The 23,495-nt window shown below is 37.1% G+C and carries 20 protein-coding genes; 10 read left to right on the forward strand and 10 right to left on the reverse strand.

Features of this window, described 5'->3' with window-relative positions; all coding sequences use genetic code 11:
* Nucleotides 1-29 precede the first annotated feature (29 nt).
* On the reverse strand, nucleotides 30-1,022 hold the full coding sequence (gene porQ, locus AC2A07_RS02535) for a type IX secretion system protein PorQ (protein WP_314490758.1): 993 nt from the start codon (nucleotides 1,020-1,022) through the stop codon (nucleotides 30-32).
* Nucleotides 1,023-1,187: 165 nt separating this feature from the next.
* On the opposite strand from porQ, the gene pyrH reads away from it, so the two are divergent.
* Nucleotides 1,188-1,895, forward strand: a complete 708-nt coding sequence (gene pyrH / locus AC2A07_RS02540) for a UMP kinase (protein WP_314490761.1) — start codon at nucleotides 1,188-1,190, stop codon at nucleotides 1,893-1,895.
* Nucleotides 1,896-1,995: 100 nt separating this feature from the next.
* Nucleotides 1,996-2,550, forward strand: a complete 555-nt coding sequence (frr, locus tag AC2A07_RS02545) for a ribosome recycling factor (protein WP_314490763.1) — start codon at nucleotides 1,996-1,998, stop codon at nucleotides 2,548-2,550.
* A 55-nt stretch (nucleotides 2,551-2,605) separates the two neighbouring features.
* Here frr and AC2A07_RS02550 read toward each other — a convergent pair whose 3' ends face one another.
* The 7 genes from AC2A07_RS02550 to AC2A07_RS02580 form a co-directional block, all read right to left on the reverse strand.
* On the reverse strand, nucleotides 2,606-3,253 hold the full coding sequence (locus AC2A07_RS02550; protein ID WP_484049067.1) for a hypothetical protein: 648 nt from the start codon (nucleotides 3,251-3,253) through the stop codon (nucleotides 2,606-2,608).
* Nucleotides 3,254-3,314: 61 nt separating this feature from the next.
* Nucleotides 3,315-3,653: a hypothetical protein gene (locus AC2A07_RS02555; RefSeq protein WP_484049068.1), complete on the reverse strand. Its 339-nt coding sequence runs from the start codon at nucleotides 3,651-3,653 to the stop codon at nucleotides 3,315-3,317.
* A 204-nt stretch (nucleotides 3,654-3,857) separates the two neighbouring features.
* Nucleotides 3,858-4,652: a hypothetical protein gene (locus tag AC2A07_RS02560; RefSeq protein ID WP_484049069.1), complete on the reverse strand. Its 795-nt coding sequence runs from the start codon at nucleotides 4,650-4,652 to the stop codon at nucleotides 3,858-3,860.
* A gap of 170 nt (nucleotides 4,653-4,822) precedes the next feature.
* Nucleotides 4,823-6,277 (reverse strand): LptF/LptG family permease, encoded by a 1,455-nt coding sequence (locus AC2A07_RS02565; RefSeq protein WP_484049070.1) that lies wholly within the window; start codon nucleotides 6,275-6,277, stop codon nucleotides 4,823-4,825.
* Between the two features lie 67 nt (nucleotides 6,278-6,344).
* Entirely contained in the window at nucleotides 6,345-6,992 is a 648-nt protein-coding gene (gene lolA1, locus AC2A07_RS02570) for an outer membrane lipoprotein periplasmic chaperone LolA1 (protein WP_484049071.1), read from the reverse strand.
* Nucleotides 6,993-7,136: 144 nt separating this feature from the next.
* Nucleotides 7,137-7,598 (reverse strand): hypothetical protein, encoded by a 462-nt coding sequence (locus tag AC2A07_RS02575; RefSeq protein ID WP_484049072.1) that lies wholly within the window; start codon nucleotides 7,596-7,598, stop codon nucleotides 7,137-7,139.
* 24 nt (nucleotides 7,599-7,622) lie between these two features.
* The gene (locus tag AC2A07_RS02580) at nucleotides 7,623-10,151 is read right to left on the reverse strand and encodes an FtsK/SpoIIIE family DNA translocase (RefSeq protein ID WP_484049073.1); all 2,529 of its coding nucleotides are present in this window, start codon (nucleotides 10,149-10,151) and stop codon (nucleotides 7,623-7,625) included.
* Between the two features lie 236 nt (nucleotides 10,152-10,387).
* Between AC2A07_RS02580 and AC2A07_RS02585 the strand changes: the two genes are divergently transcribed.
* Nucleotides 10,388-13,654 carry a cytochrome c biogenesis protein gene (locus AC2A07_RS02585; protein WP_484049074.1) on the forward strand — a complete coding sequence of 1,089 codons (3,267 nt, stop codon included), beginning with the start codon at nucleotides 10,388-10,390 and terminating at the stop codon, nucleotides 13,652-13,654.
* A gap of 133 nt (nucleotides 13,655-13,787) precedes the next feature.
* Here AC2A07_RS02585 and AC2A07_RS02590 read toward each other — a convergent pair whose 3' ends face one another.
* Nucleotides 13,788-15,269, reverse strand: a complete 1,482-nt coding sequence (locus tag AC2A07_RS02590; protein ID WP_314490779.1) for an aminotransferase class I/II-fold pyridoxal phosphate-dependent enzyme — start codon at nucleotides 15,267-15,269, stop codon at nucleotides 13,788-13,790.
* A gap of 65 nt (nucleotides 15,270-15,334) precedes the next feature.
* Here AC2A07_RS02590 and AC2A07_RS02595 point away from each other — a divergent pair, with 65 nt between their 5' ends.
* The 5 genes from AC2A07_RS02595 to bioA all read left to right on the forward strand — a co-directional run bounded on the left by AC2A07_RS02595 (nucleotide 15,335) and on the right by bioA (nucleotide 20,080).
* The gene (locus AC2A07_RS02595; RefSeq protein ID WP_484049075.1) at nucleotides 15,335-15,958 is read left to right on the forward strand and encodes a hypothetical protein; all 624 of its coding nucleotides are present in this window, start codon (nucleotides 15,335-15,337) and stop codon (nucleotides 15,956-15,958) included.
* Nucleotides 15,867-17,060, forward strand: a complete 1,194-nt coding sequence (locus AC2A07_RS02600) for an aminotransferase class I/II-fold pyridoxal phosphate-dependent enzyme (protein WP_484049076.1) — start codon at nucleotides 15,867-15,869, stop codon at nucleotides 17,058-17,060. The genes AC2A07_RS02595 and AC2A07_RS02600 overlap by 92 nt, the downstream gene beginning before the upstream one ends.
* Before the next feature lie 80 nt (nucleotides 17,061-17,140).
* Nucleotides 17,141-17,779: a dethiobiotin synthase gene (gene bioD / locus AC2A07_RS02605; RefSeq protein WP_484049077.1), complete on the forward strand. Its 639-nt coding sequence runs from the start codon at nucleotides 17,141-17,143 to the stop codon at nucleotides 17,777-17,779.
* On the forward strand, nucleotides 17,776-18,798 hold the full coding sequence (bioB, locus tag AC2A07_RS02610; protein ID WP_484049078.1) for a biotin synthase BioB: 1,023 nt from the start codon (nucleotides 17,776-17,778) through the stop codon (nucleotides 18,796-18,798). The genes bioD and bioB overlap by 4 nt, the downstream gene beginning before the upstream one ends.
* 13 nt (nucleotides 18,799-18,811) lie before the next feature.
* Nucleotides 18,812-20,080 carry an adenosylmethionine--8-amino-7-oxononanoate transaminase gene (bioA, locus tag AC2A07_RS02615; protein WP_484049079.1) on the forward strand — a complete coding sequence of 423 codons (1,269 nt, stop codon included), beginning with the start codon at nucleotides 18,812-18,814 and terminating at the stop codon, nucleotides 20,078-20,080.
* 145 nt (nucleotides 20,081-20,225) lie between these two features.
* On the opposite strand, the gene AC2A07_RS02620 is transcribed toward bioA, so the two are convergent.
* Nucleotides 20,226-20,426: a hypothetical protein gene (locus AC2A07_RS02620; protein WP_314490789.1), complete on the reverse strand. Its 201-nt coding sequence runs from the start codon at nucleotides 20,424-20,426 to the stop codon at nucleotides 20,226-20,228.
* Nucleotides 20,427-20,560: 134 nt separating this feature from the next.
* Here AC2A07_RS02620 and amaB point away from each other — a divergent pair, with 134 nt between their 5' ends.
* Complete coding sequence (amaB, locus tag AC2A07_RS02625; protein ID WP_314490792.1) at nucleotides 20,561-22,111, forward strand: L-piperidine-6-carboxylate dehydrogenase; 1,551 nt, start codon at nucleotides 20,561-20,563, stop codon at nucleotides 22,109-22,111.
* A gap of 35 nt (nucleotides 22,112-22,146) precedes the next feature.
* The gene (lat, locus tag AC2A07_RS02630) at nucleotides 22,147-23,472 is read left to right on the forward strand and encodes an L-lysine 6-transaminase (protein WP_484049080.1); all 1,326 of its coding nucleotides are present in this window, start codon (nucleotides 22,147-22,149) and stop codon (nucleotides 23,470-23,472) included.
* Nucleotides 23,473-23,495 lie beyond the last annotated feature (23 nt).

Here is a 23,495-nt window from a genome sequence, read left to right on the forward strand (position 1 = left end):
TGTATTCTATTCTTTAAAATACATAAAAATTATTCTCCCTGATGACCGCTCAGATCTACTGAAATACCGATCTGGTTTACGTTGGCAGAATTATGATATCTTACATGTGCATAATCGATACGAAATTTTGAAATTTTAAGTCCAAAACCTGCAGATAGTCCGGAGAAATTTCTCTGATCAGCTACTGCCAGTTCGTTTCCTCTCCGTACATTGTATCCCAATCTGAAGTTAAAACTTTTTTCAGGAAAAAGCTCAGCACCCAATGAAAAATGATCAGCAATTTTTCTTCCGGTATTGACCTCCTGCCCGTTGACATTCAATTCTGATGAAATATCAAATTTCTGAAGATCGTGAGCAGTGACGGTAATAGCCAGTGGAAAAGCTTTTAAAATTTTGGTGTATCCCAAATCTATTCTGAAAGGCAGATTTTCTCTTACTCCATTAAATGATTTAAACTGATACCCGAAATTTCTTAAAACCACAGAAACTACTTCTTTGCTCTTTTTTGGATGATACGTGACACCAAGTGTTCCTGCAAGTGCAGAAGATGTATATGTGTCAATCTTTGAAGTGATAAAATTCAGTCCGCCACCAATTGTCCAGTCTTCTTCAAACTGGTATGCATAACCACCACCTACGGCAACGTCAGAAGCTGTAAATTCCCCCATTTCAAAACCGCTTTCATCTGTTCTCGGAATATTTCCGTAACTCATATACCGTGCATTTACGGTGACCATGTGGCCGTTATCGAGATCTTTGGCAAAAGCAACAGTTCCGTATTTGGAATCTGCCAGGTAGGCAGTTGCATTTAAGGAAAGCTGTTTGTCGGATTCCTGATTGAGCAAAGCAGGATTGGCGATTGCAAAAGACACATCATAATCTCTCATTGTAATTGCATCACCTCCTAAAGCTGCCTGTCTTGCCGAAACCGGAATATTCAGAAACGGGTATACATTTGTTCCAGTTTGTGCAAATGAAACGATTCCCGAAAGAAATAGTGAAAAAATTAGAATTTTCTTCAAATCAGTAATTAATTAATGCAAAAATAATCCTTTTTCGTACTTATCAAAATATTTATATCATTATTTAGTATTAAATATTTTTCTTTTTTCAATATTTTTAATGATTATATTTGCAGAATTAATTTCTGAGGAAATTAATTCTCAAAAACGATTATAAAATTAAAGATGAAATATAAAAGAATCCTTCTAAAACTGAGTGGTGAAGCCTTGATGGGGAACAGACAATACGGTATTGATACCGAAAGACTGATGGAGTATGCTCAGGAAATAAAAAAGGTAGTTGACTCAGGTTGTGAAATTGCCATTGTCATTGGAGGAGGAAATATTTTCCGTGGTGTTGCCGGAGCAGCAAAAGGAATGGACAGAGTACAGGGCGATTATATGGGAATGCTTGCAACCGTAATCAACGGTATGGCATTGCAGGGGGCTCTGGAAGATGCGGGCATCAAAACAAGGCTTCAATCTGCCATTGAAATGGATAAAGTAGCAGAACCTTTCATTAAAAGAAGAGCTGTAAGACATCTTGAAAAGGGCAGAGTTGTTATATTCGGAGCAGGTACAGGAAATCCTTATTTTACGACAGATACTGCAGCAACTTTAAGAGCTATCGAAATTGGTGCTGACGTTATCTTAAAAGGGACGAGAGTAGACGGAATCTATGACAGCGATCCTGAAAAAAATGAAAATGCAGTGAAATACAATTCATTATCATTTGATGAAGTGTTTGAGAAAAACCTTAAAGTAATGGATATGACTGCATTCACACTAAGCCATGAAAATAAATTACCAATTATCGTATTTGATATGAATAAAGAAGGTAACCTGGTAAAGATTGTAGAAGGAGAAAATGTAGGAACTTTAGTCAATATTTAAAAAAATATAAAAAGCAAAAAGTAAAAATATTAATTATTACTCATTACTTACTACTTATTGCTTATAAAAAATGTGTAACTTATCAAATTTTTATTATATAATGGAAGAATTAGATCTTATCGTAGAATCTGTAAAGCATGATATGGAAGCAGCTATAAAGCACCTTGATCATGCATTTCAAAGAATCAGAGCGGGACGTGCGTCTACTAACATGGTTCAGGATGTGATGGTGGAATATTATGGTGCTCCGACTCCTCTTAATCAGGTTGCTAACGTTTCTGTACCCGATGCGATGACAATTTCTATTCAACCCTGGGATAGAACTGCAATCAATGCCATTGAAAAAGCAATTATCAATTCTAACTTAGGTTTTGCACCTTCTAATAACGGAGAAAATATTATCCTTAATGTTCCCCCTTTAACTGAAGACAGAAGAAGAGAACTGGCTAAGCAGGCTAAAGGAGAAACTGAGGATACGAAAATTGTTGTAAGAAACGCAAGACAAAATGGAATCAAGGAACTGAAAAAACTTGAAGGCGTTTCTGAAGATGCGGTCAAAGGAGTTGAAGAAGAAATTCAGGCATTGACAGATAAGCATGTGAAACTTTGTGACGATCACCTGAAAACAAAAGAAGCTGAAATTATGAAAGTTTAATTTTCAGTTTTAATTATATAATAAAGCGGCTTCGAATATTTCGAAGCCGCTTTTTTTACAGACATTTGATACTGCCTTTCTTATTTTTATTTTTAAGAAGTAATGCAAAATTTTCAGTGACTTCTTTCGCAGAACAGTTTTTATTTTCCTCATTGGGAATCTTTTCAGGATCGGGATTAACGGAAGAATCTGATTTAAGGGTAAACTTTTTTTCAAGACATTGGATAACGTTTTTACCTGAAAGATAAATACGCTGTTGGGTGACATCGTCTTTCGTTTCCGGTTTTTCAGGAGTTCCTCCATTAAAGCTCCACACAGTCTCCTCCTTAAAAATAAAGAATGGCTGACCGTTATGCATGAAGTAACTTTCGGAAGAATAAAAATGACTGTCCGCAGTGAAATGCCTGATGACTTTTAAGATTCCGTTTTCAGAATAATAGACGACATTTCCTGATCTTTCTTCACATTCGTAGGTTAAACTTAACGAATCCAGTTTCTTAGCTGTCAACTTTGAATTCAACAGATTATATTCTTTTTTTATCTCTTCCACAGAAGACAGATCATCTTTTACCGATGAAGATCCTGTAACCGTTTTTAAGTGAATACTGTCAGATAAGGTTGATTTGTCACTGGTTTTTTTATCATTATTCTTTTTACAGGAAATGATAAGAAAAATACCGGACAGTAATAGGAATTTTTTCATTATATGGAGATTGGGGACTATTTTTTAATGAAATGTTATATGCTGCAAATTGTTTCCGTACTTAAAATTTAGCTTCAAAACCAGTTTTTAAAGCTCTTTTTTCAGGATCAGTTAAGATGCGCCTGTTAATTTCTTCCCATAGTTTATAAGCATTTTCTAACGATTCAATTCCTAATGTCCGAACATTAGCTCCCCAAAGCAAAACAGCATACTCTTTTTTACTGAAGGTTGTATCTCCAAAGTTGATCAGTGCTGTGTCACGGTATTTTTCTTCAATTCTTTTTGAAAAATCAAGCTTTCCTCCGACGCTTTCTTTTTTGATATAGGAATCTTTAGTGTTTTGTTGAGCGAAACCAACAATACCCGTTAGTATGAATATGACGGACAGTATATTTTTCATAATATTAGCTTTTTGTCAATTTAAAGATAACAATAAAAATTATTACTTCGATTTTAATACAGATTTTATTATCAAGGTCTTTTGCTAATAATTTTGTGACAGGACATGTTTTTTATTTTGTGATCATCTTAATTTTGCAATGTAAATTTATCCACAAAAAAACAACTGCGGAAAGCAGTTGTCGAAATTTCTTATCAGTATAAATTATTTGCAGTTTTCGTTATAATCTAAAATTACTTCATCTACAATCTGAGGAACATTGGACATTACATCGTCAATCTGATTTTTGATGAATTTCCCGAGGCCTGTTCTCTTTTTTTCTTCTTTTTTAAGAGAAGCGTATGATCCGTCAGTAATCTTACTTTTAACATAACTGCAGTCTGCAGTAATGATCTTAGACTCGTTAAGATTCAGTTCTTTCAGTTTACTCCCTTTCTTTGTGTAAATGTAAGAAGGGTTTTTTCTCATTCTTTCTGTTTCCTGATCTGCTTTGTCAATCTGGCTCTGTCCGGCTGAGAATGTTGTAGGATAACCATACAGTTTATAAACTTTTATTTTTCCGTCAGTTACTACTTCTGCGAACTGGTTGCTTTTGGTCAGGTTGTTAAAAGCTTTGATATTTCCGCTTAATCCACCGGTCGCTGTATTGAAGCCTTCCTTGGTGTTGGTGTATTTAATGACTTCAAAATGTCTTTCGTTATTATTGTCATCGTAGGCAACATATTCCTTCAGATCATCAGAATCCATTGTTTTAAACTTCTGTTTTTTTTTAGATTTGTCGATGTCTGAAGCCGCAACGAATTTTACTTTTTTCTGATTGACCCACGGGCTCATGTCACTGCCTGCCAACCTAACGATTCCCTCTATTTTCTTTCCGCTTTTATCAATGATATAACCGTACTTTTCATCAGATCTCAATTCGTAATCAGAGTTTTCTTCCTGTGCATATATACTGCAGGTCATCAGACTCACCATACCGAGGAATAGAATTTTTTTCATTGTTATTTATTTTAAAATTAGTTCATAAATATGAGATTTTTTTTTGAGACTTTGTATTTAAAAATTCAGTGATTTTAATTTCATCAGAAAATACTTTTACAAACGGTTTTTACCATTGCCGTACTATTTGATTTAAACAAAAAAATCCGGAGTCTCGCTCCGGATTGATTTTACTGATATCGTTTATGTTCTTTATCTTTTATAAACAGTTTGGTGACCGGTTTGAAGAATGCTTTGTATTTTTCAGAATCAAATAACTGGGAATCTGTAAGAGCTTTGTATGTCATCAGTACTCCAAATGGAAATAAGATCATATTCGGAAGCCAGGCAGCCAGGTACGGACTCATTTTTCCTGACCATGCCACATTTTCAAAACCTACATTGATAATATAAAATATAATAAAAATAGCGATGGCAACAATCACAGGAACACCCATTCCTCCTTTTCTGATGATCGATCCTAAACTGGCACCGATCATGAAGAAAATAATGCAGGTAAATGAATAAGAAATAATTCTCTGCTGATAAATCACCACTTTATTAAAGTACTTGACACTCGGATTAAGTTCCTGTCCCTTCGAGTCTAATGTTGTTTTAAGATTATCAAGCCTGTTGTGCGCATTGTAAATCATCTCCAGTTTTTTATCAGACTTAATAGTGTCTAATTTATATTGAGATTTCACAGGAGCTTTTGTCTTGTTCTTATCCATGTAGCTCACTACAGAACTTGTCTGTGACATGACTTCATTACTGATATTGCTGACCAGTTTAGCATTATCTTTTCTGGTCTTATCAATAGTAGTAAATAATTCATTAAATGTCTGAAAGCGGTAATCTTCAGTGATTCTTTCCTGCTCAATAGCTTTATTGATAATTTCACTGACATCGAAGTGGGACACCAGCGTATCAAATTTAATCGCCTGATCCGGCTGTTTTAATCTTACATTCTCTGCTTTACCGGCATAAGTATCCTCAAAAACATAACCGTTATATAAAACCAGCTGCAGGTAATTCTTGTTGGGAGGCGTTACAAATTTACCTTTTTCGGCAACAATTGACCTCTGATTTTCAAAAGTGCTGGATTTTTTATGGATAAAAATTCCTTCTAAATTACGACCGTCCTCACCTTCAATTTTATCGAATTTAACCATATATCCGGGGATCTGATCAATGAACTGCCCCGGCGTGAAGTTCAGTGCAGGTTTTGTCTGCGCTATGTTAAAAAGCATATTTTTTGCTTTCCTCTGAAAATCCGGGATGATATTATTGGAGAAAAAATAGAGCATGACAGCCATTAATGTTACGACTCCCAAAAGCGGCATCATCACTCTGGTCAGAGATATCCCAGCTGCTTTCATTGCCGCAAGTTCGTACCGTTCACCGAATTCCCCAAAAGACATGATGCTTGCCAGAAGTATTGTTAAAGGCAGAACCATACTGACAACATTGACGCCCAGATAGAAGAGAAGCTTCATGATCTGCAGTGTTGTAAGGCCTTTTCCCATAAACTGCCCAAGCTGAATCCAGACAATGTTTACAATAAAAATGAAAAACAGTACACTGAATATAAAAAAGAACGGACCAAAAAAGGTTTTAATAATATATCGGTCTAATATTTTAAACATTCGCCAAAATTAATGAAAAAGCCACAAAGTTTCCTTTGTGACCTTAAATTTTAATATATATTTAGAATTATAATTCTGTAACAAGATAATTTTTGAATTTATTCTTATCAAAAACAAACATATTAGGATCCAGTTGTTGGTTTTCCTTATAATCCTTTATAGAAATTACTGCAATATCTTTGTTGTTTCCATGCTGCTCCAGTTTCAGCATCTGTTTTTTTGCACTGTCTATATAAATATAAACGTATTTTAAACCGTTTGCTTTTACAGGAGTTAATTTAATAAAATCTGCACTTACGCCTTCAACTGTCTTTTTACCATTGTAGGTTACATTATAATCATTTCTGTATGAAGTAAGATAATTGATAGGGGAGAACATCGTAGCACTTCCGTTAGGTTTTGCTACCGTTACTTCCATATCCTCGGTATTGATATTGTAAATTTTGCTGCCATCGAAGATCTGTTCCGTTTCCATGATTTTCAACTTATATTTATCTCCGGCAGTGTAATATATTCCGGGTTCGTTTTTACTTACCGCTCCATTTACACCGCTTCCAAAAGCAAATTTAAAATAAGAATTCTTTTTAGACTTGTAATTGGCTGTAACATCATCCAGTATTTTTTTTGCTTTGGCATCAATTTTCTGAGCCTGAACAAAACCAATACTTCCTACAATACAACCTGCAAACGCTATTTTTGAAATTATTTTTTTCATATGAGTTTCTCTAATTATTTTTTGATCTTGCAATCAATCTACACTACATTAGACCTTTGAAATGCCAAAAGTTTAACTGTTAATCTGACTTGATTTTTAACCTCGCAGGTCTTTCAAAAACTGTTCCATTAAAAAGAGAAGAGTTTATTTACGATCAACTCTGTTCTTATACTTATCAAAATTTTCAGGTAACATATTTGTTACAGTCAGTTTATTTGATGTAATGGTTGGTTCTATTCTGATAACTTTGGTAGACTCATTAACGAGGACCGGGTGATTACTTCTCATATTCACCATATCTAAGTGAAGTGCTGTAAATTCATGATGTCCCATGGCAAGGTCAATGATCATATATTCTTTAGTCCTGATCTGTCCTACAGGTTTTTTATCAATCCATAGATTTAATCTTGCGGTATTATCCATCGAATGCAGTATACTTGCTCCATTATAGATCAGTATTTTACCATTGCCTAATGCGTCAAGGTCTACCGTTTCAACTTTTACATCACTGTAATCACTGGGAATGGATCTTAGTGCACATGAATTTAAGGTTAGAAATAATGACAGTCCCATTATTCCAACAGCGAAGTTTCTGAAAATTCTCATAAAATTAGTATTAGTTTTGTTTTTTTAGCTTTTGAGGTCTTCTAAAAACTGTTCAAGGGAATTGAGATCGCTGATCAGGACTTCTCTTGCTTTAGCGCCGTTAAATCCACCGACAATACCGCTTGCTTCAAGCTGATCCATAATTCTTCCGGCTCTGTTATACCCCAGTTTCAACTGTCTCTGAAGCATTGAAGTTGAACCCTGCTGTGTTGAAACAATAATTCTGGCTGCGTCATCAAACAGGGCATCTTTTTCATTCGGGTCAAATGAATTGGCCGAACTTGTTGCTTCTTCATTTACATATTCAGGAAGCATAAACGCAGAAGCATATCCTTTCTGTTCCCCGATAAATTCAGCCAGCCTTTCAACTTCCGGCGTATCAACAAATGCACATTGAAGCCTCAAAATTTCATTTCCGTTAAAATAAAGCATATCTCCTTTTCCAATCAGCTGATCGGCTCCCGGAGAATCAAGAATCGTTCTTGAATCGACACTTGAGATTACTCTGAAAGCTGCCCTTGCCGGGAAATTAGCCTTGATCATCCCTGTAATTACATTGACCGAAGGTCTTTGCGTTGCAACAATAAGGTGAATACCAACTGCTCTTGCCAACTGAGCAAGTCTTGCAATCGGAAGCTCAACTTCTTTTCCTGCTGTCATGATGAGATCCGCAAATTCGTCAACAACCAAAACGATGTAAGGTAAATACCGGTGTCCGTTTTCAGGATTTAATTTTCTCTCGCTGAATTTTTTATTGTATTCTTTGAGGTTTTTACAGAACGCATTTTTAAGCAGATCATAACGCTGATCCATCTCCACACAGAGAGAGTTGAGGGTGTTGATCACTTTATGCGTATCTGTAATAATTGCATCCTCTGAATCCGGAAGTTTAGCTAAATAATGTCTTTCTATTTTTGAATATAATGAAAGTTCAACTTTTTTTGGATCTACCATCACGAATTTCAGTTCGCTTGGATGTTTCTTGTAGAGTAGGGAAGTCAAAATTGCATTGATACCCACTGATTTTCCCTGACCCGTAGAACCGGCCATCAAAAGGTGGGGCATTTTTGATAAATCGGCCATAAAAACTTCGTTGGAAATTGTTTTTCCGAAAACAACCGGAAGATCCATGTCGGTATTCTGAAATTTCTGTGAAGCAATGACCGAACGCATGGAAACCATGGTAGGATTTTTTCTCGGGACTTCAATACCTATGGTTCCTTTACCCGGCATTGGTGCAATGATCCTGATCCCTAAAGCAGAAAGGTTCAAAGCAATATCATCCTGAAGTTTTTTGATTGCAGAAACCCTGATTCCTGCTTCTGGTACGATTTCGTAAAGGGTAACTGTGGGTCCGATCGTTGCCTTGATTTCAGCAATTCCTACATTGAAGTTTTTCAGTAAGCCAACAATTTTGTTTTTATTTTCTTCTAATTCTTCTTTATTAACAGAGATTTCTTCATTTCCATAATCCTTTAAAAGATCTAAAGTCGGCATCTGGAATTTTGCGAGATCTAAACGGTGGTCATATAGGCCATGCTGGTTGACAAGATCATTGGACTGCTTTTCAGAATCCTCTATTATTTCAACAGGAGGAGCCACTTCGATATTAAATTTAATATCATCTGTTGAAGCAGCAGGTTTGATATCAAATGCATCTTCAGGCTTTGCTACAGGAACGACAGGTTTGGTATGCAGATCAAGGCTGACGGATGATGAGAAACCTGTTGTTTTTTCTTCGAATGATGTGTTATTGGGAGTTGTAATCGTTTCTAAATGTAAAGAAACCGGTTCATTCATAACCTTTGTAACCTTTACAGGTTCTGCTGGTTGTCTCTTTTCTGAGAAATCAGTTACCTTAATATCAGAATGAGATTCTGAATCCTCGATTTCATTTTCCAACTCTTCATCAGCTTCAAAATTTTCGCTTGAATTTGGCATCATTGATTTTACTCTGCCAATCGTATTTTCGTTGATTTTGTCAAATTTTGATCTGATGGAACTTGGACGGAGGTTAAATTCAAGAATAAAATAAAGCGCTATACTGACTACAAGTACCAGCCAAAGACCAACACTGCCGATGATGGCACTTAATGAATCCATAATCTGATATCCATATACCCCACTCAAAACTCCTGCATTTCCCTGACCTTTTGTAATGGCTCCGAAAAGGATGGGAAGCCAGCAGATAAAAAACAGTGAATGCCCGAAAGTCATCCACGTTTTAAAGATCTTTTTCTTGAGAATCATGGTACCGAAAACAACGAACAGGAATGCCACAATGAATGATGCCACACCAATACTTTCAAAAATGAAAACATTGCCCAGCCAGTCTCCTAATTTTCCGAAAAAATTGGAAGACTGTATGTTTTTATCTAACATTGTTCCGGCCTGGCTTTGATCTGATTTCCAATTCATTAAATATGAAATAAAAGAAAGTGCAAGCACTCCGGAAAACACGATAAAAGTGAGTCCGAAAAAGATGCGGGGCTTCGATAAAATTTTGCCTTTTTCAGGCGATTCAGTCTGTGGTTTTTGGGTTTTCTTTTCCATAATGTCAATCTTGGCAAATTTAGTGTTTTTTTAATATTGTCCTTACTTTTTTTGCCAAAAACAAAGTTCGATTTCTCTGCTGATTCACAGGGAATTTAGATTTTTATCAAAGAAATAAATACTATTAAGAATGATTCAAAATAACGGTTTAAAAGGGTTCTGATGACAAAAAACAGCTTTTTTTATCTGCCTTTCGTTTAATCATCCTTATTTTTGCATGTCAAGTAAAAAAAATCATGAAGAAGATCCAGGATATTCTTATTTCAACCAGGACAATGGCCGTTCTATTGCTGGTTTATGCGTTCTCAATGGCGTATGCAACATTCTTAGAAAACGACTATGGAACTCCCACAGCGAAAGCATTAATCTATGAAGCAAAATGGTTTGAACTGATCATGGTTCTGCTTATTCTCAATTTCGTGGGTAATATTGCACGCTACCGTCTCTGGAGAAGGGAAAAATGGCCGGTTTTGGTTTTTCACCTTGCTTTTGTTTTTATTTTTATTGGTGGTGCCATCACAAGATATATCAGTTTTGAAGGTCAGATGGTGATCAGAGAAGGCGAGACTTCAAATGAAATCGTTACTGATAAGCATTTCTTTAAAATTCAGATTGAAGATAAAGGGGATGTGCTGAATTACCAGGACGTTCCTTACCTGATGTCACCTTTGCATAAAGATTTTAATGCAACGTATGATTTTCACGGAAAAGAAGTGAAGGTAAAGACCCTTGATTATGTTCAGAGGAAAAAAGACAGTTTAATTGCTGATCCAAACGGTGCAGAATACCTGCATTTGGTTTCTACCGCAGAAACGGGAAGACAGAATATTTATATTAAACCAGGTGAGACCAAATCAATCAACGGAACTTTGGTAACATTCAACAGAGCTATCGATGGTGCTGTAGAGTTTAAAAAAGAAAACGGACAGATTTTAATTAAGACTCCCGTTGATGCCAATTATATGACGATGGCAACCCAGGCTACAGGAACTACGGTTAAAGATCAGTTTCAGCCTTTGGTTCTGAGAAGTTTATATACCATTAACGAATTGAAACTGGTCGTACCTGAAGGGCTCAGAAAAGGAAAACTGATGGCTTTTGAAGGTGACAGAAAGAAAGATCAGAACGTTCCTGACGTAATGACGGTAGAGCTTCAAGGTCCAAAAACAAAACAAATTGTTGATTTAACGGTAGAAAGAGGGAATCCAAATGCCTACAAACAGGTAACGATGGACGGACTGAATATTATGGTAGGCTTTGGCCCGAAGATTTATAACACGCCTTTTGCTATAAAATTGGATGACTTTGTGATGGAAACCTATCCTGGAAGTTCATCTCCAAGCGCTTACGAAAGTCATGTAAAAATCATCGATGAGGGCAAGCAGACTCCTTATAAAATTTATATGAATAACGTCTTAAATTATAAAGGTTACCGTTTCTTCCAGTCTAGTTTTTCACCAGACAGAATGGGAACTGTTTTATCAGTGAACCATGATTTCTGGGGAACGCTGATTTCTTATATCGGATACGCATTTTTATTTGGGGGAATGTTTGTGATCTTCTTCTGGAAAGGAACCCACTTCTGGAAATTAAATAAAATGCTGAAAGACGTCAACAAGAAAAGAGCGGCTGCAGTTTTACTTTTGTTTTTAAGCTTTGGTTTCAATGCCCAGAAAATAGAAACCCACGGAAATACAGACGGAAGCAGAGAACATGTACATGTAGAAGGCGATGGTCATAAGCATGACGCAGCTCCACAAGCAGGCCATGCAGAACAAAGTATACAGCAGAATTCAATAGCTGCACCTTTTACAAAAATGAAAATGATTTCTCCGGACGAGATTATTGCAAGAAATAAAATCAGCAAAGAACACGCAGATAAATTCGGATACCTTTTGGTTCAGAATTATGAAGGTAGAATTGTTCCGGTTAACACACAGGCTTTAGATGTTTTAAGAAAGATTTATAAAAAAGATGCTTTCCGAGGAACAGATGGAAAATATCTTACAGCTAACCAATGGTTTTTATCCATAAATACAGATACACCTAGCTGGACGATGGTTCCGCTGATTAAAATTGATTCAAAAGGAGGAAAAGATCTTTTAGAAAAAACAAAAGCTGACGAAGACGGATATACATCTTTAATGAATCTTTTCCCTGCAGATGCTAATGGAAACCTGACGTATATTTTAGATGAAGATTATAATACGGCTTTCCGTAAAAAACCAGGAGAACAGTCTGAATACGACAAACAGGTTATTAAAATAAACGAAAGGGTACAAATTTTTAATGAATTTTTCAGCGGACAGTTTATGAGAATTGTTCCGGTAAAAAATGACCCGAACCACACCTGGCATTCGTGGCTTGACCAAAAAATGGAGCCTGATATGGAATCTCAGAAAGTGATGGGACCATATTTTGCAGAAGCTTTACAGGCTGAGAAAACAGGAAACTGGACTAAAGCAGATACAGAATTATCAAAATTATCAGACTATCAGCAGAAATGGGGTAAAAGTGTAGTTCCTTCGGAAAACAAAGTCAATCTTGAAGTTTTCATGAATGAAGTGAATCTTAATTTTAAACTTTTAATTTTCTACACAATCATTGGAGTTTTATTGTTAATCTTAGGTTTTGTTGATTTGTTTAAACCTAAAAAAATATTGAGTAAAATCATTAAAATACTCATCATAGTAGGTACGGTTGGCTATTTCTTTCACTTCTTGGGATTGGTTGCAAGATGGTATATTTCCGGTCACGCACCGTGGAGTAACGGTTATGAAGCAATTATCTTTATTTCCTGGATTGGAATTTCCGCAGGTTTAGCTCTTTACAGAAATTCAAATGCACTTATTCCTGCAGCAGGATTTATGGTAGCTGTAATTATGATGGGCTTTGCTCACGGTGGTTCGTCTCTTGATCCACAGATTACGCCGCTTGTTCCGGTATTGAAGTCTTATTGGTTGATAGTACACGTTGCCATTATTACCTCGAGTTATGGCTTTTTTGGACTATCAATGATTATTGCTGTAATTTCACTGGTATTTTATATCATTTCAGATAAAAATATTTTTAAAATTCATAACGATACAACCTTAAAAGAATTGGCAATTGTTTCTGAGATGTCTCTGACCATCGGGCTTTTTGCTCTTACCGTAGGAAACTTCCTCGGAGGAATCTGGGCCAATGAATCATGGGGAAGATACTGGAGCTGGGATCCTAAAGAAACCTGGGCATTTATCTCAATTATGGTGTATGCATTTGTTCTGCACATGAGATTGGTTCCGGGGCTGAGAAGCAGATGGGCATTTCATGTTGCAACGATGTTTGCGTTCTGCTCAATGGTGATGACTTATTTTGGAGTAAATTATTACTTAAGCGGACTGCATTCCTACGCAGCAGGTGATCCTGTCCCTGTTCCTGCCTGGGTATATATCGGCCTGGCTTCGATGCTTACCTTATCTGTAATTTCTTACTTCAAATTTACAGCTTTGAAGAAAAAATAGATATCAATGTATAATTCTAAAAGGCTGCCCGGAAAGGGCAGCCTTTTTTTGTTCGAAGAGATATGTCAAGCTTTCAATATTTATTAAATGGCTTTAGATGAAGCTCAGATGAGAATCATTTGGAAATCAAAGATTACAGGATCAGTCGTATGTTTTCAGATAAAATTTCAATGCTTTTATCCGCTTCTTCTTTATTTAAATTTCCAAAACCTAAACGCATTGCAGTAAGATGTTTATTCTGATAGAGCAGTGTTTTGGGAATGAAAAGGTTATTCTGACCACAGGTACGACTGAGCTGCATCAGGTTGAAAGGTGTCTTCCATTCAATCCATACCGCCAGGCCTCCTGAAGGTTTTTGAAAATCGATGTATTCTCCCAGATTTTCATTTAAAAGCTGCGTGAAATAATCTCTCCGCTGCCTGTAAATTTTTATGGATTTCTTGAGATACCGGTTGATTTCGCCTTCAGCGATCATTTCTCCCAGAACATGCTCCATCAGAACGTCGCCCTGCCGGTCAATGATGCCCAGATATTTTCGCATCTCTGTCATCAGATTTTCCGGTGCAACGATGAATCCGGTTCTGAAACCCGGGACAAGGGATTTCCCAAAAGAACCGATATAGATGACCATTCCGTGGGTGTCTGCACTTGCTAACGGTAATATTGGACTTTTATCGTAATTGAAATCGTAATCATAGTCATCTTCAAGAATAATAAAACCATACTCATTGGCAAGTTGCAACAATTCCAGTCTTCGCTGAGCACTCAATGTAACAGTAGTAGGATAGTGGTGATGGGGAGTGATATAAAGCATTCTTATTTTCTGTCTGCTGCATATTTTTCTGACTTCCTCTACATTGATCCCATCTTCATCAATCGGAATGGTGTGAATATTGACGCCGGCCTTCTGAAAAATCATGTTGACCGAGAAATAGCTTAATTCACCAACTAAAACAGTATCTCCGGGAGATAATAAAATTTCAGAAGCAATATAAATACTCATTTCTGTACTCCGTGTGATAAGAAGATTTTTTTTTGAAATAGGGAGACCTCTTGAAAGGTTTAGATATCGGGAAAGGTTTTCCTTGAAGAATTCGCTTCCGTCATGATTGTAGTGTCCCATTTTATGGGCTTTCCGTTTTAAAGTAGTACTGTACATTCTGGAATGATGATCAATCTGGGTCAGGCGGATATCCGGAATACCGTCACTGAAAGCAAATTCACATTCTGAATGATCAAAAGGATTGTCGAGTATATTGGATGTCTTAAAAGTAAAGCCCGTTGATATCGGATAATTCTCAAGTTGCTTTTTTTCAAAGCTGATCACCCCTGAAGATTCGTTCTGCTCCTTTCCGATAACAAAAGTCCCTTTATTAGGAATAACTTCTACCCAGCCCTGTGCAAATAATTCATCATAAACGGCAGTCACTGTATTTCTGTGAATATTCAGAAGGATGCTTAAAGATCTTGTTCCGGGAAGTTTCGTTCCGAATGGCATTAATCCTCTCTGAATCGCATTGATGAACTGATTTGAAATCTGAAGATAGACAGGAAGGTCTGAACTTCTGTTGATGACAATGAAACTTTCGTAAGGAAAATCAACCGGACTATTCATAATGTTAAAACTGGTACTGTCTAACCATCCGGCAATATACTACTTTTGGCTGAAAATAAATAAAGATGGAATTCAGTATTCTTATAAATGAGATTGTAAAAGATCAGGAGAGACATGCAAAATGGCTTAATACACTTTCCTATATGGAAAATGCAGGTGCCCGAAAAATTTCTGCCTGTGAGCATCCCACAAAAGTAAATTTAATTCAGCTTAAGCATGCCTGCGAAGAACACCGCCATGCCTACTATCTTAAAAAGCAGATTGGGAAACTGAGTTTGGAATTGTGCAGAACCTATGAAAACAATGAGCTTCTAGCACCGGTTGCAACAAGACAGTATCTTCACAGTCTGGATATTAAAGCATGTAAATATCTTAAAAACCATTTTAAGATGAACACAGAAGAGCTGAAATATGCGGCATACCTCTTCGTAACGTATGCCATTGAAGTCCGTGCAGATTTATTATATCCTGTTTATCAGGATGTTCTTACCAAAACAGCCTCTAAAGTTATGGTAAAATCAATTATACTTGAAGAAGAGGGGCATCTGGAAGAAATGATCAATCAGCTGGACGAATTTTCTACAGACTGGAAACAACATGCTGAAAATATTCTGGACATTGAAAGAGAACTTCATATCCAATGGATCAATTCACTCACTGAAGAAGTTGCCGGATGTTATCATGCTTAATCATTTCAGTCATTTTCAGGAAACTCTTGAAAAGAGAAAAGAGAGCAGGATCTTAAGGGTATTAAAGACAAAAAGTGAAGGAATTGATTTTTATTCTAATGATTACCTTGGATTTGCGCGGAATTCTGAACTGCAGCATCTGTTATTAAAGGAAGTTACGGAAAATCCTCAGTTATTATCAGGAAGTACCGGTTCAAGACTGATCAGCGGAAACAGTTCAGAAGTGACTGAAACTGAAAATTATATCGCAACAGAACATCAGTATCCCTCGGCATTGCTTTTTTCTTCAGGATATACTGCTAATCTCGCTTTATTTTCAACACTTCCTACCCGACACGATACCATTATTGTTGATGAGAACATTCATCGCTCCGTACATGACGCCTGTAAAATGTCTCACGCCAGAAAACTGAAATTCAGACATAATGATGCGGAAGACCTGGAACAAATTTTAAAAAGGCAAAAAGGGAATTGCTACATTGCTGTAGAGAGTCTTTATTCTATGGATGGAGATTTTGCACCTCTTCGCAGAATTGCAGAAATTGCTGATCAGTACGGTGCTTTTTTAGTTGTAGATGAAGCGCACTCTTTTGGAGTGTTCGGAAATGGACTTGTTGATCAGCTTCAGCTTCAAAATCAGGTAGCAGCAACAGTTATTACCTATGGAAAAGCATTGGGATCTCATGGTGCGGCAATTTTAAGCAGTAATATCATTACCTCCTACCTCATCAACTTTGCATCCTCTTTTATCTACACAACTTCCGCTTTGGATATTCAGTGGAGAAGTGTAAAAACAGGGTATGAATTTTTAAAAAACAACAGGAATGAAAGCATCAGATTACAAAGAAATATAGAAATTTTCCGTCAGCAGAATCTGACACTGTTTTCTTCTCCTGAAAGTCCTGTTCAGGCAGTCCGTGTTTCTGAAAATCATTTGCTCAACAGAATGAAACAGACTTTACTGGAAGAAGGATTCTTAACCTACGCTGTTTTCAGTCCGGCGGTAAAAGAAGGAAGTGAACGTCTCAGAATCTGTCTTCACAGTTTTAATACAGAAAAAGAAATTGTAAGACTTACAGGGATTATTAAAGACTTTGTATAAAATCGATATTGGTGATCATTGATTTTAAAAGCATTGTTCAGAATAATAATCTTCCATACGAAAATTAGAGAAGTACGAATATGAAACCAGAAACAAATAAGAACGAAAAAGTAAAGCTTTTTGTATCCGGGATAGGAACTGAGGTGGGAAAAACAGTGTGCTCGGCAATTCTAACTCAGTATTTTCAATCAGATTACTGGAAACCTGTTCAGTCTGGTGATTTACATCATTCAGACAGCATGAAGATTAAAGAATGGGCAGGTGGTCATACTGTAATTCATCAGGAAACCTATTGTCTGAAACTTGCAGCATCTCCACATCAGTCAGCTGTAGAAGAAGGAATCTCAATCAGTATCAGTGATTTTAAACTTCCGGAAACTCAGAATAACCTGATCATTGAAGGAGCCGGAGGTCTGATGGTTCCTCTGTCTGAAACTGAATTCATGATTGATTTCATTGAAAAATTACATCTTCCTGTGGCCTTGGTAGCCAGAAATTACCTCGGATGCATTAATCATACCTTATTATCACTGATGGTTCTAAAACAGAAAAATATCAGGCTTGACTATTTAATTTTAAATGGAAATTTTCCACCGGATACAGAAAGAATCATCTGCAGGAACGTTACAGGGGAAACTAAAATTGTAAGAATTCCTGATATTGAAAAAATAACAGAAGAAAGTATAGAAAGTGTTTCAAAACAACTGACAAATTTATGATAACAGATAACAAAAAAGAAGTCAGAAATGACTGGACCAAAGAACAGATAGAAGAAATTTACCACCAGCCTCTGCTTGAACTGATTTATCAAGCAGCTACTGTTCACAGAGAATGGCATAATCCTGAAGAAGTGCAGATGTCTACTTTGCTTTCGATAAAGACAGGAGGATGTACAGAAGACTGTTCTTACTGCGGTCAGGCAGCACGGTATCATACCAATATAAAAGTTCAGGCCCTGTTACCGACTGAAAAAGTGATTGAACATGCCCAAAAAGCAAAAGACAGCGGTTCGTCCCGTTTCTGTATGGCAGCTGCCTGGAGAGAAGTACGCAACAACCGTGATTTTGACCGGGTAATAGATATGGTCAAAGGGGTAAATGAACTTGGGATGGAAGTATGCTGCACATTGGGAATGCTGACAGAAGAACAGGCAGTGCGACTCCAGGAAGCGGGATTATATGCTTATAATCATAACCTTGATACCTCTGAAGATTATTATGAAGAAATTATTTCGACCCGGACTTTTGATCATAGGATCAACACCATCAATAATGTCAGAAAAGCAGGAATTACGGTTTGCTCCGGAGGAATTATCGGCTTGGGAGAATCACACAGAGACAGGATCTCAATGCTCTTAACTTTAGCAACCATGCCGAAGCATCCTGAATCTGTTCCCATCAATGCATTGGCAAGAGTGGCCGGAACTCCGCTTGAAGATAATGAGAAGACTGATACATGGGAGATGGTAAGAATGATTGCAACGGCAAGAATCATTATGCCAAAATCAATGGTCCGCCTCAGCGCAGGAAGAATTGAAATGACAGAATATGAACAGGGATGGTGTTTTATGGCAGGAGCTAACTCTATCTTCACAGGAGAAAGAGAAACATTACTGGTCACTCCTAATCCCGGTGTTTCAGAAGATATGCAGATGCTGCAGACTTTAGGATTGAAGCCTATGAAAAAACAAGCGGACAAAATGATGGATCATTTTGAAACCTGGAAAACCAATGCCTAACCTGATTTTAAAAATGATGAATTTACAGGAACGCGACAGAGCTGTCAACTGGCATCCTTACACTCAAATGAAAACTTCCGGCAATGCGGTTCCCATTATCAAAGGAAAAGGGGTATATCTTTATGATGATCAGGGAAATAAATATATTGATGCTGTATCATCATGGTGGGTAACCCTGCACGGTCATGCTCATCCTTATATTGCTGAAAAGGTCTGTGATCAGCTGAATACTCTGGAGCAGGTTATATTTGCAGGTTTTACCCACGAACCTGCCATCAGGCTTTCGGAAAATTTATTAAAACTTCTTCCGGAAAACCAGCAGAAAGTTTTCTATTCAGACAATGGTTCTACTGCCGTTGAAGTCGCACTGAAGATGGGTGTACAGTATGCTCACAATAATAAAAATAAGAAATCAAAAATTTTAGCCTTTAAAAATGCTTATCACGGAGATACTTTCGGAGCTATGTCGCTTAGTGCAAGGAGTGCCTGGACACAGCCTTTCGGAGAAATGCTGTTTGAAGTTATTTTTATAGATACGCCGACTTCCGAAAATCTGCAAGACTTAAAGTCTCAAATTAAAAGTTATCAGAATGAAGTCATCTGTTTTATTTACGAACCGTTGATTCAGGGTGCTGCAGGAATGCTGATGTATGATGCTGAAGATCTGGATGAATTAATGAAATTCTGTCGAAATCAGGAAATTTTAATGATTCAGGATGAAGTTTTCACAGGTTTCGGGAGAACGGGAAAATTATTTTCCGCAGATCATCTTTCCGAAAAGCCGGATATCATGTGTTTTTCAAAAGGGCTGACAGGAGGAACGATGCCAATGGGAATCACCACCTGCTCGGATGAGATTTATAATGCCTTTTTATCTGATGACCAATATAAAACGCTTTTTCACGGTCACTCATTTACTGCCAATCCATTGGCCTGTGCAGCTGCATTGGCAAGCATGGAATTGTTGCTCAGTGAAGAGACCCGACAGAATATTCAGCAGATTACAGATCAGCATTTCCGGTTTTCAAATATATTGAAAAAGCATCCTCATGTTGAAAATGTAAGACAGAAAGGAACTGTCATCGCCTGGGAAATTAAAAATGACAGGCAGACCTCTTATTTTAATGAGACGGGAAAGAAACTGTATGATAAATTCTTATCACGTGGAATCATCATGCGGCCGTTAGGAAATGTCTTGTATCTGGTTCCGCCTTACTGCATCACTGCAGACGAACTCGATTTTATTTACAGGAATATTCTCGAGGTACTGAGTGATCTTTAATGAAGTTTTTATTTAAATAAATTTACAGCTGCCCAGTGAAAAGGCTTTAGCTAACACTTTTTTACATTCAAAATATTATGTTTGGTAAAAAAGAATGATTTTTAATAATACTCGACAGAAAGCAAAGATAGTCTCTTTGCTTTTTTTATTGAAAAATTCCTGAAAAATAACTGCTGATAACATTCCAGAAGTTTTTTCCGAGAAAATAAATCAGGGTAGAAGTTATGATCCCTTTTACAGTGAAAAAGATGATTCCTCCGATCCCGAATTTCTTCAGCATTTTTTTCCACCTGGATTTTTTTACTTCTTCACCAACAGGCTCGTTCAGAGATTTATTATTTTCCATTCTGAAAGTGTATCAATTATCTCACAAAGATAAAGATGTTTATAATGATTCCAAATAAAAATAGCTTTAAATCACAAAAATTTCATCAGTCCCATAATTATTTTTATCTTAGGCAAAACGAAAAGTAACATTGTATGTCAAAAAAAGTCAAAGATTTCGGAATTGAAAAATCTTTAAAAAATCTTGGAATAAAAGATGAAAATAAAGGAACTTCCATGGGAGGTAAGTTTTTCGCTTCCGGAAAAACTATTGAAAGTTATTCACCATCGGACGGAAGATTGATCGGAAAAATAAAAACTTCTGCAGAGAAAGATTACGATAAAGTAATGGAAACTGCACAGCAGGCTTTTAAAGAATTCAGAATGATTCCGGCTCCGAAAAGAGGAGATTTTGTAAGACAGCTTGGACAGAAACTAAGAGAATATAAAGATGATCTGGGAAAACTCGTTTCTTACGAAATGGGCAAATCTCTGCAGGAAGGACTGGGAGAAGTTCAGGAGATGATTGATATCTGTGATTTTGCAGTGGGACTTTCCAGACAGCTTCACGGTTACACGATGCATTCTGAAAGACCCGGCCACAGAATGTATGAGCAGTACCATCCTCTCGGAATCGTAGGAGTCATTACCGCTTTTAATTTTCCTGTGGCGGTATGGGCATGGAATACAGCTTTAGCATGGATCTGCGGTAATGTGACCATCTGGAAGCCTTCAGAAAAAACGCCTTTCTGTGCTATTGCCTGTCAGAATATCATGATGGAAGTACTGAAAGAAAACAATCTTCCTGAAGGTATTTCAAGCGTCCTGGTTGCAGATCATGAGATCGGGCAGAAATTAGTGGAAGACAAACGCGTTTCATTAATTTCCTTTACCGGTTCTACAAAAGTAGGGAGAATGGTTTCATCTAAAGTGGCTGAAAGATTTGGTAAATCAATCCTTGAATTAGGGGGTAATAATGCAATCATCATTTCCAAAGATGCCGATCTGGATATGTCAATCATCGGTGCTGTTTTCGGAGCCGTAGGAACTGCAGGTCAGAGATGTACTTCAACAAGAAGGCTTATCATTCATGAAGATGTATATGATGAAGTAAAAAACCGTTTGGTTAAAGCGTATGGTCAACTGAAAATCGGAAATCCTCTGGATGAAAATATGCATGTCGGACCGCTTATCGACGTTCATGCGGTAAATCAATACGAAATGGCGATTGAAAACTGTATACAGGAAGGTGGGAAATTTGTCGTCGAAGGCGGTGTTCTGGAAGGTAAAAATTACGAATCAGGATGTTATGTAAAACCATGTATTGCTGAAGTTGAAAACTCTTTTGAAATCGTACAGCATGAAACATTTGCACCGATTTTATATTTAATTAAGTACAAAACATTAGAAGAGGCTATTGAGATTCAGAATGATGTGCCTCAGGGCTTATCTTCTGCGATTATGACCCAGAATCTGAGAGAAGCAGAACTATTCCTTTCCCAGGCAGGTTCAGACTGTGGAATAGCAAACGTCAACATCGGAACTTCAGGCGCTGAGATCGGCGGAGCTTTTGGGGGCGAAAAAGAAACCGGAGGCGGAAGGGAATCCGGCTCGGATGTATGGAAATATTATATGAGAAGACAGACCAATACCATTAATTATACTGCCAGTCTTCCATTGGCACAGGGAATTAAATTTGATTTATAAACTTCTTCAACTCACCACCTAAAATTTAAATTAGTATGGACAATATAATAGATATTCATTCAAATAAAGTAAAAGAGATCGTCGGAAAGCATGTTCTTGCAGACGGTTTTGATTTTGTCATGGATATAGAAAATTCTCACGGCTCATGGATCCACGATTCAGTTACCGGTAAAAATTATCTGGATATGTTTTCAATGTTCGGATCTGCTTCGATCGGTTATAACCATCCTTACCTGATTGAAAGATCTGAGTGGCTTGGAAGAATGGCTGTCAATAAGCCAACTTTGGCAGATGTTTATTCTAAAGAATATGCAGAATTTTTAGAAACCTTTGAAAGAGTGGTGATGCCTGAAGAACTGCAGTATGCATTTTTTATTGAGGGTGGAGCCATGGGTGTCGAAAATGCAATGAAAGCCTGCTTCGACTGGAAAACCAGAAAGAATTTTGAAAAAGGTCTTGATCTGGAAGCGGGAATCTGTATTCATTTCAGACAGGCATTTCACGGGAGAAGTGGTTATACCTTAAGTTTAACAAATACTTCGGATCCAAGAAAATACCAGTATTTTCCGATGTTTGAATGGCCCAGAATCCTAAATCCTAAACTGACGTTCCCAATTACTGAAGAAAATCTTGCAGAGACCATCAATAATGAAAGATTGGCATTGCTGAATATCGGTGAAGCGATTCTGTCAAATCCTAATAAGGTAGCGTGCATTATCATTGAACCGATTCAGGCAGAAGGTGGGGACAATCATTTCAGAAATGAGTTTTTTACTGAACTTAGAAAGCTATGCGACGAGCACGAGGTGCTTCTGATTTTTGATGAAGTGCAGACCGGAATCGGAATAACCGGAAAGATGTGGGCCTTTGAACACCTTAGTATCAGACCTGACATCATTTCTTTTGGTAAAAAAACCCAGGTTTGCGGCGTTTTAGCCAACAGGGAAAAATTTGATCAGGTTCCAAACAATGTTTTCAGGGAAAGCTCAAGGATCAATTCTACTTTTGGAGGAAATTTTATTGATATGCTCCGTTTTCAATTGGTGATGGAAGTTATTGAAAAAGAAAATCTGGTTGAAAATGCTAAAACGGTTGGTGAATACTTATTGCAGGGCTTACAGAATTTAGCTCAGAAATACCCAGATAAAATTTCAAATGCAAGAGGAAAGGGCTTAATGTGTGCAATAGATCTGCCTACACAGGAGCAGAGAAATCAGTTAAGGGAAATCCTGTTTGAGGAAGGTTTGATTATCCTTACCTGCGGTGATCAGTCCCTTCGTTTCAGACCGCATCTGAATGTCACCAGAGAAGAAATTCAGATTGCTTTAGATAAAATTGACAGCAATATTAATAGAATTTAAAATATAAAGATTTGGAATTCTGA

It is taken from the genome of Chryseobacterium sp. HNCC26DJ238, from assembly GCF_057180465.1.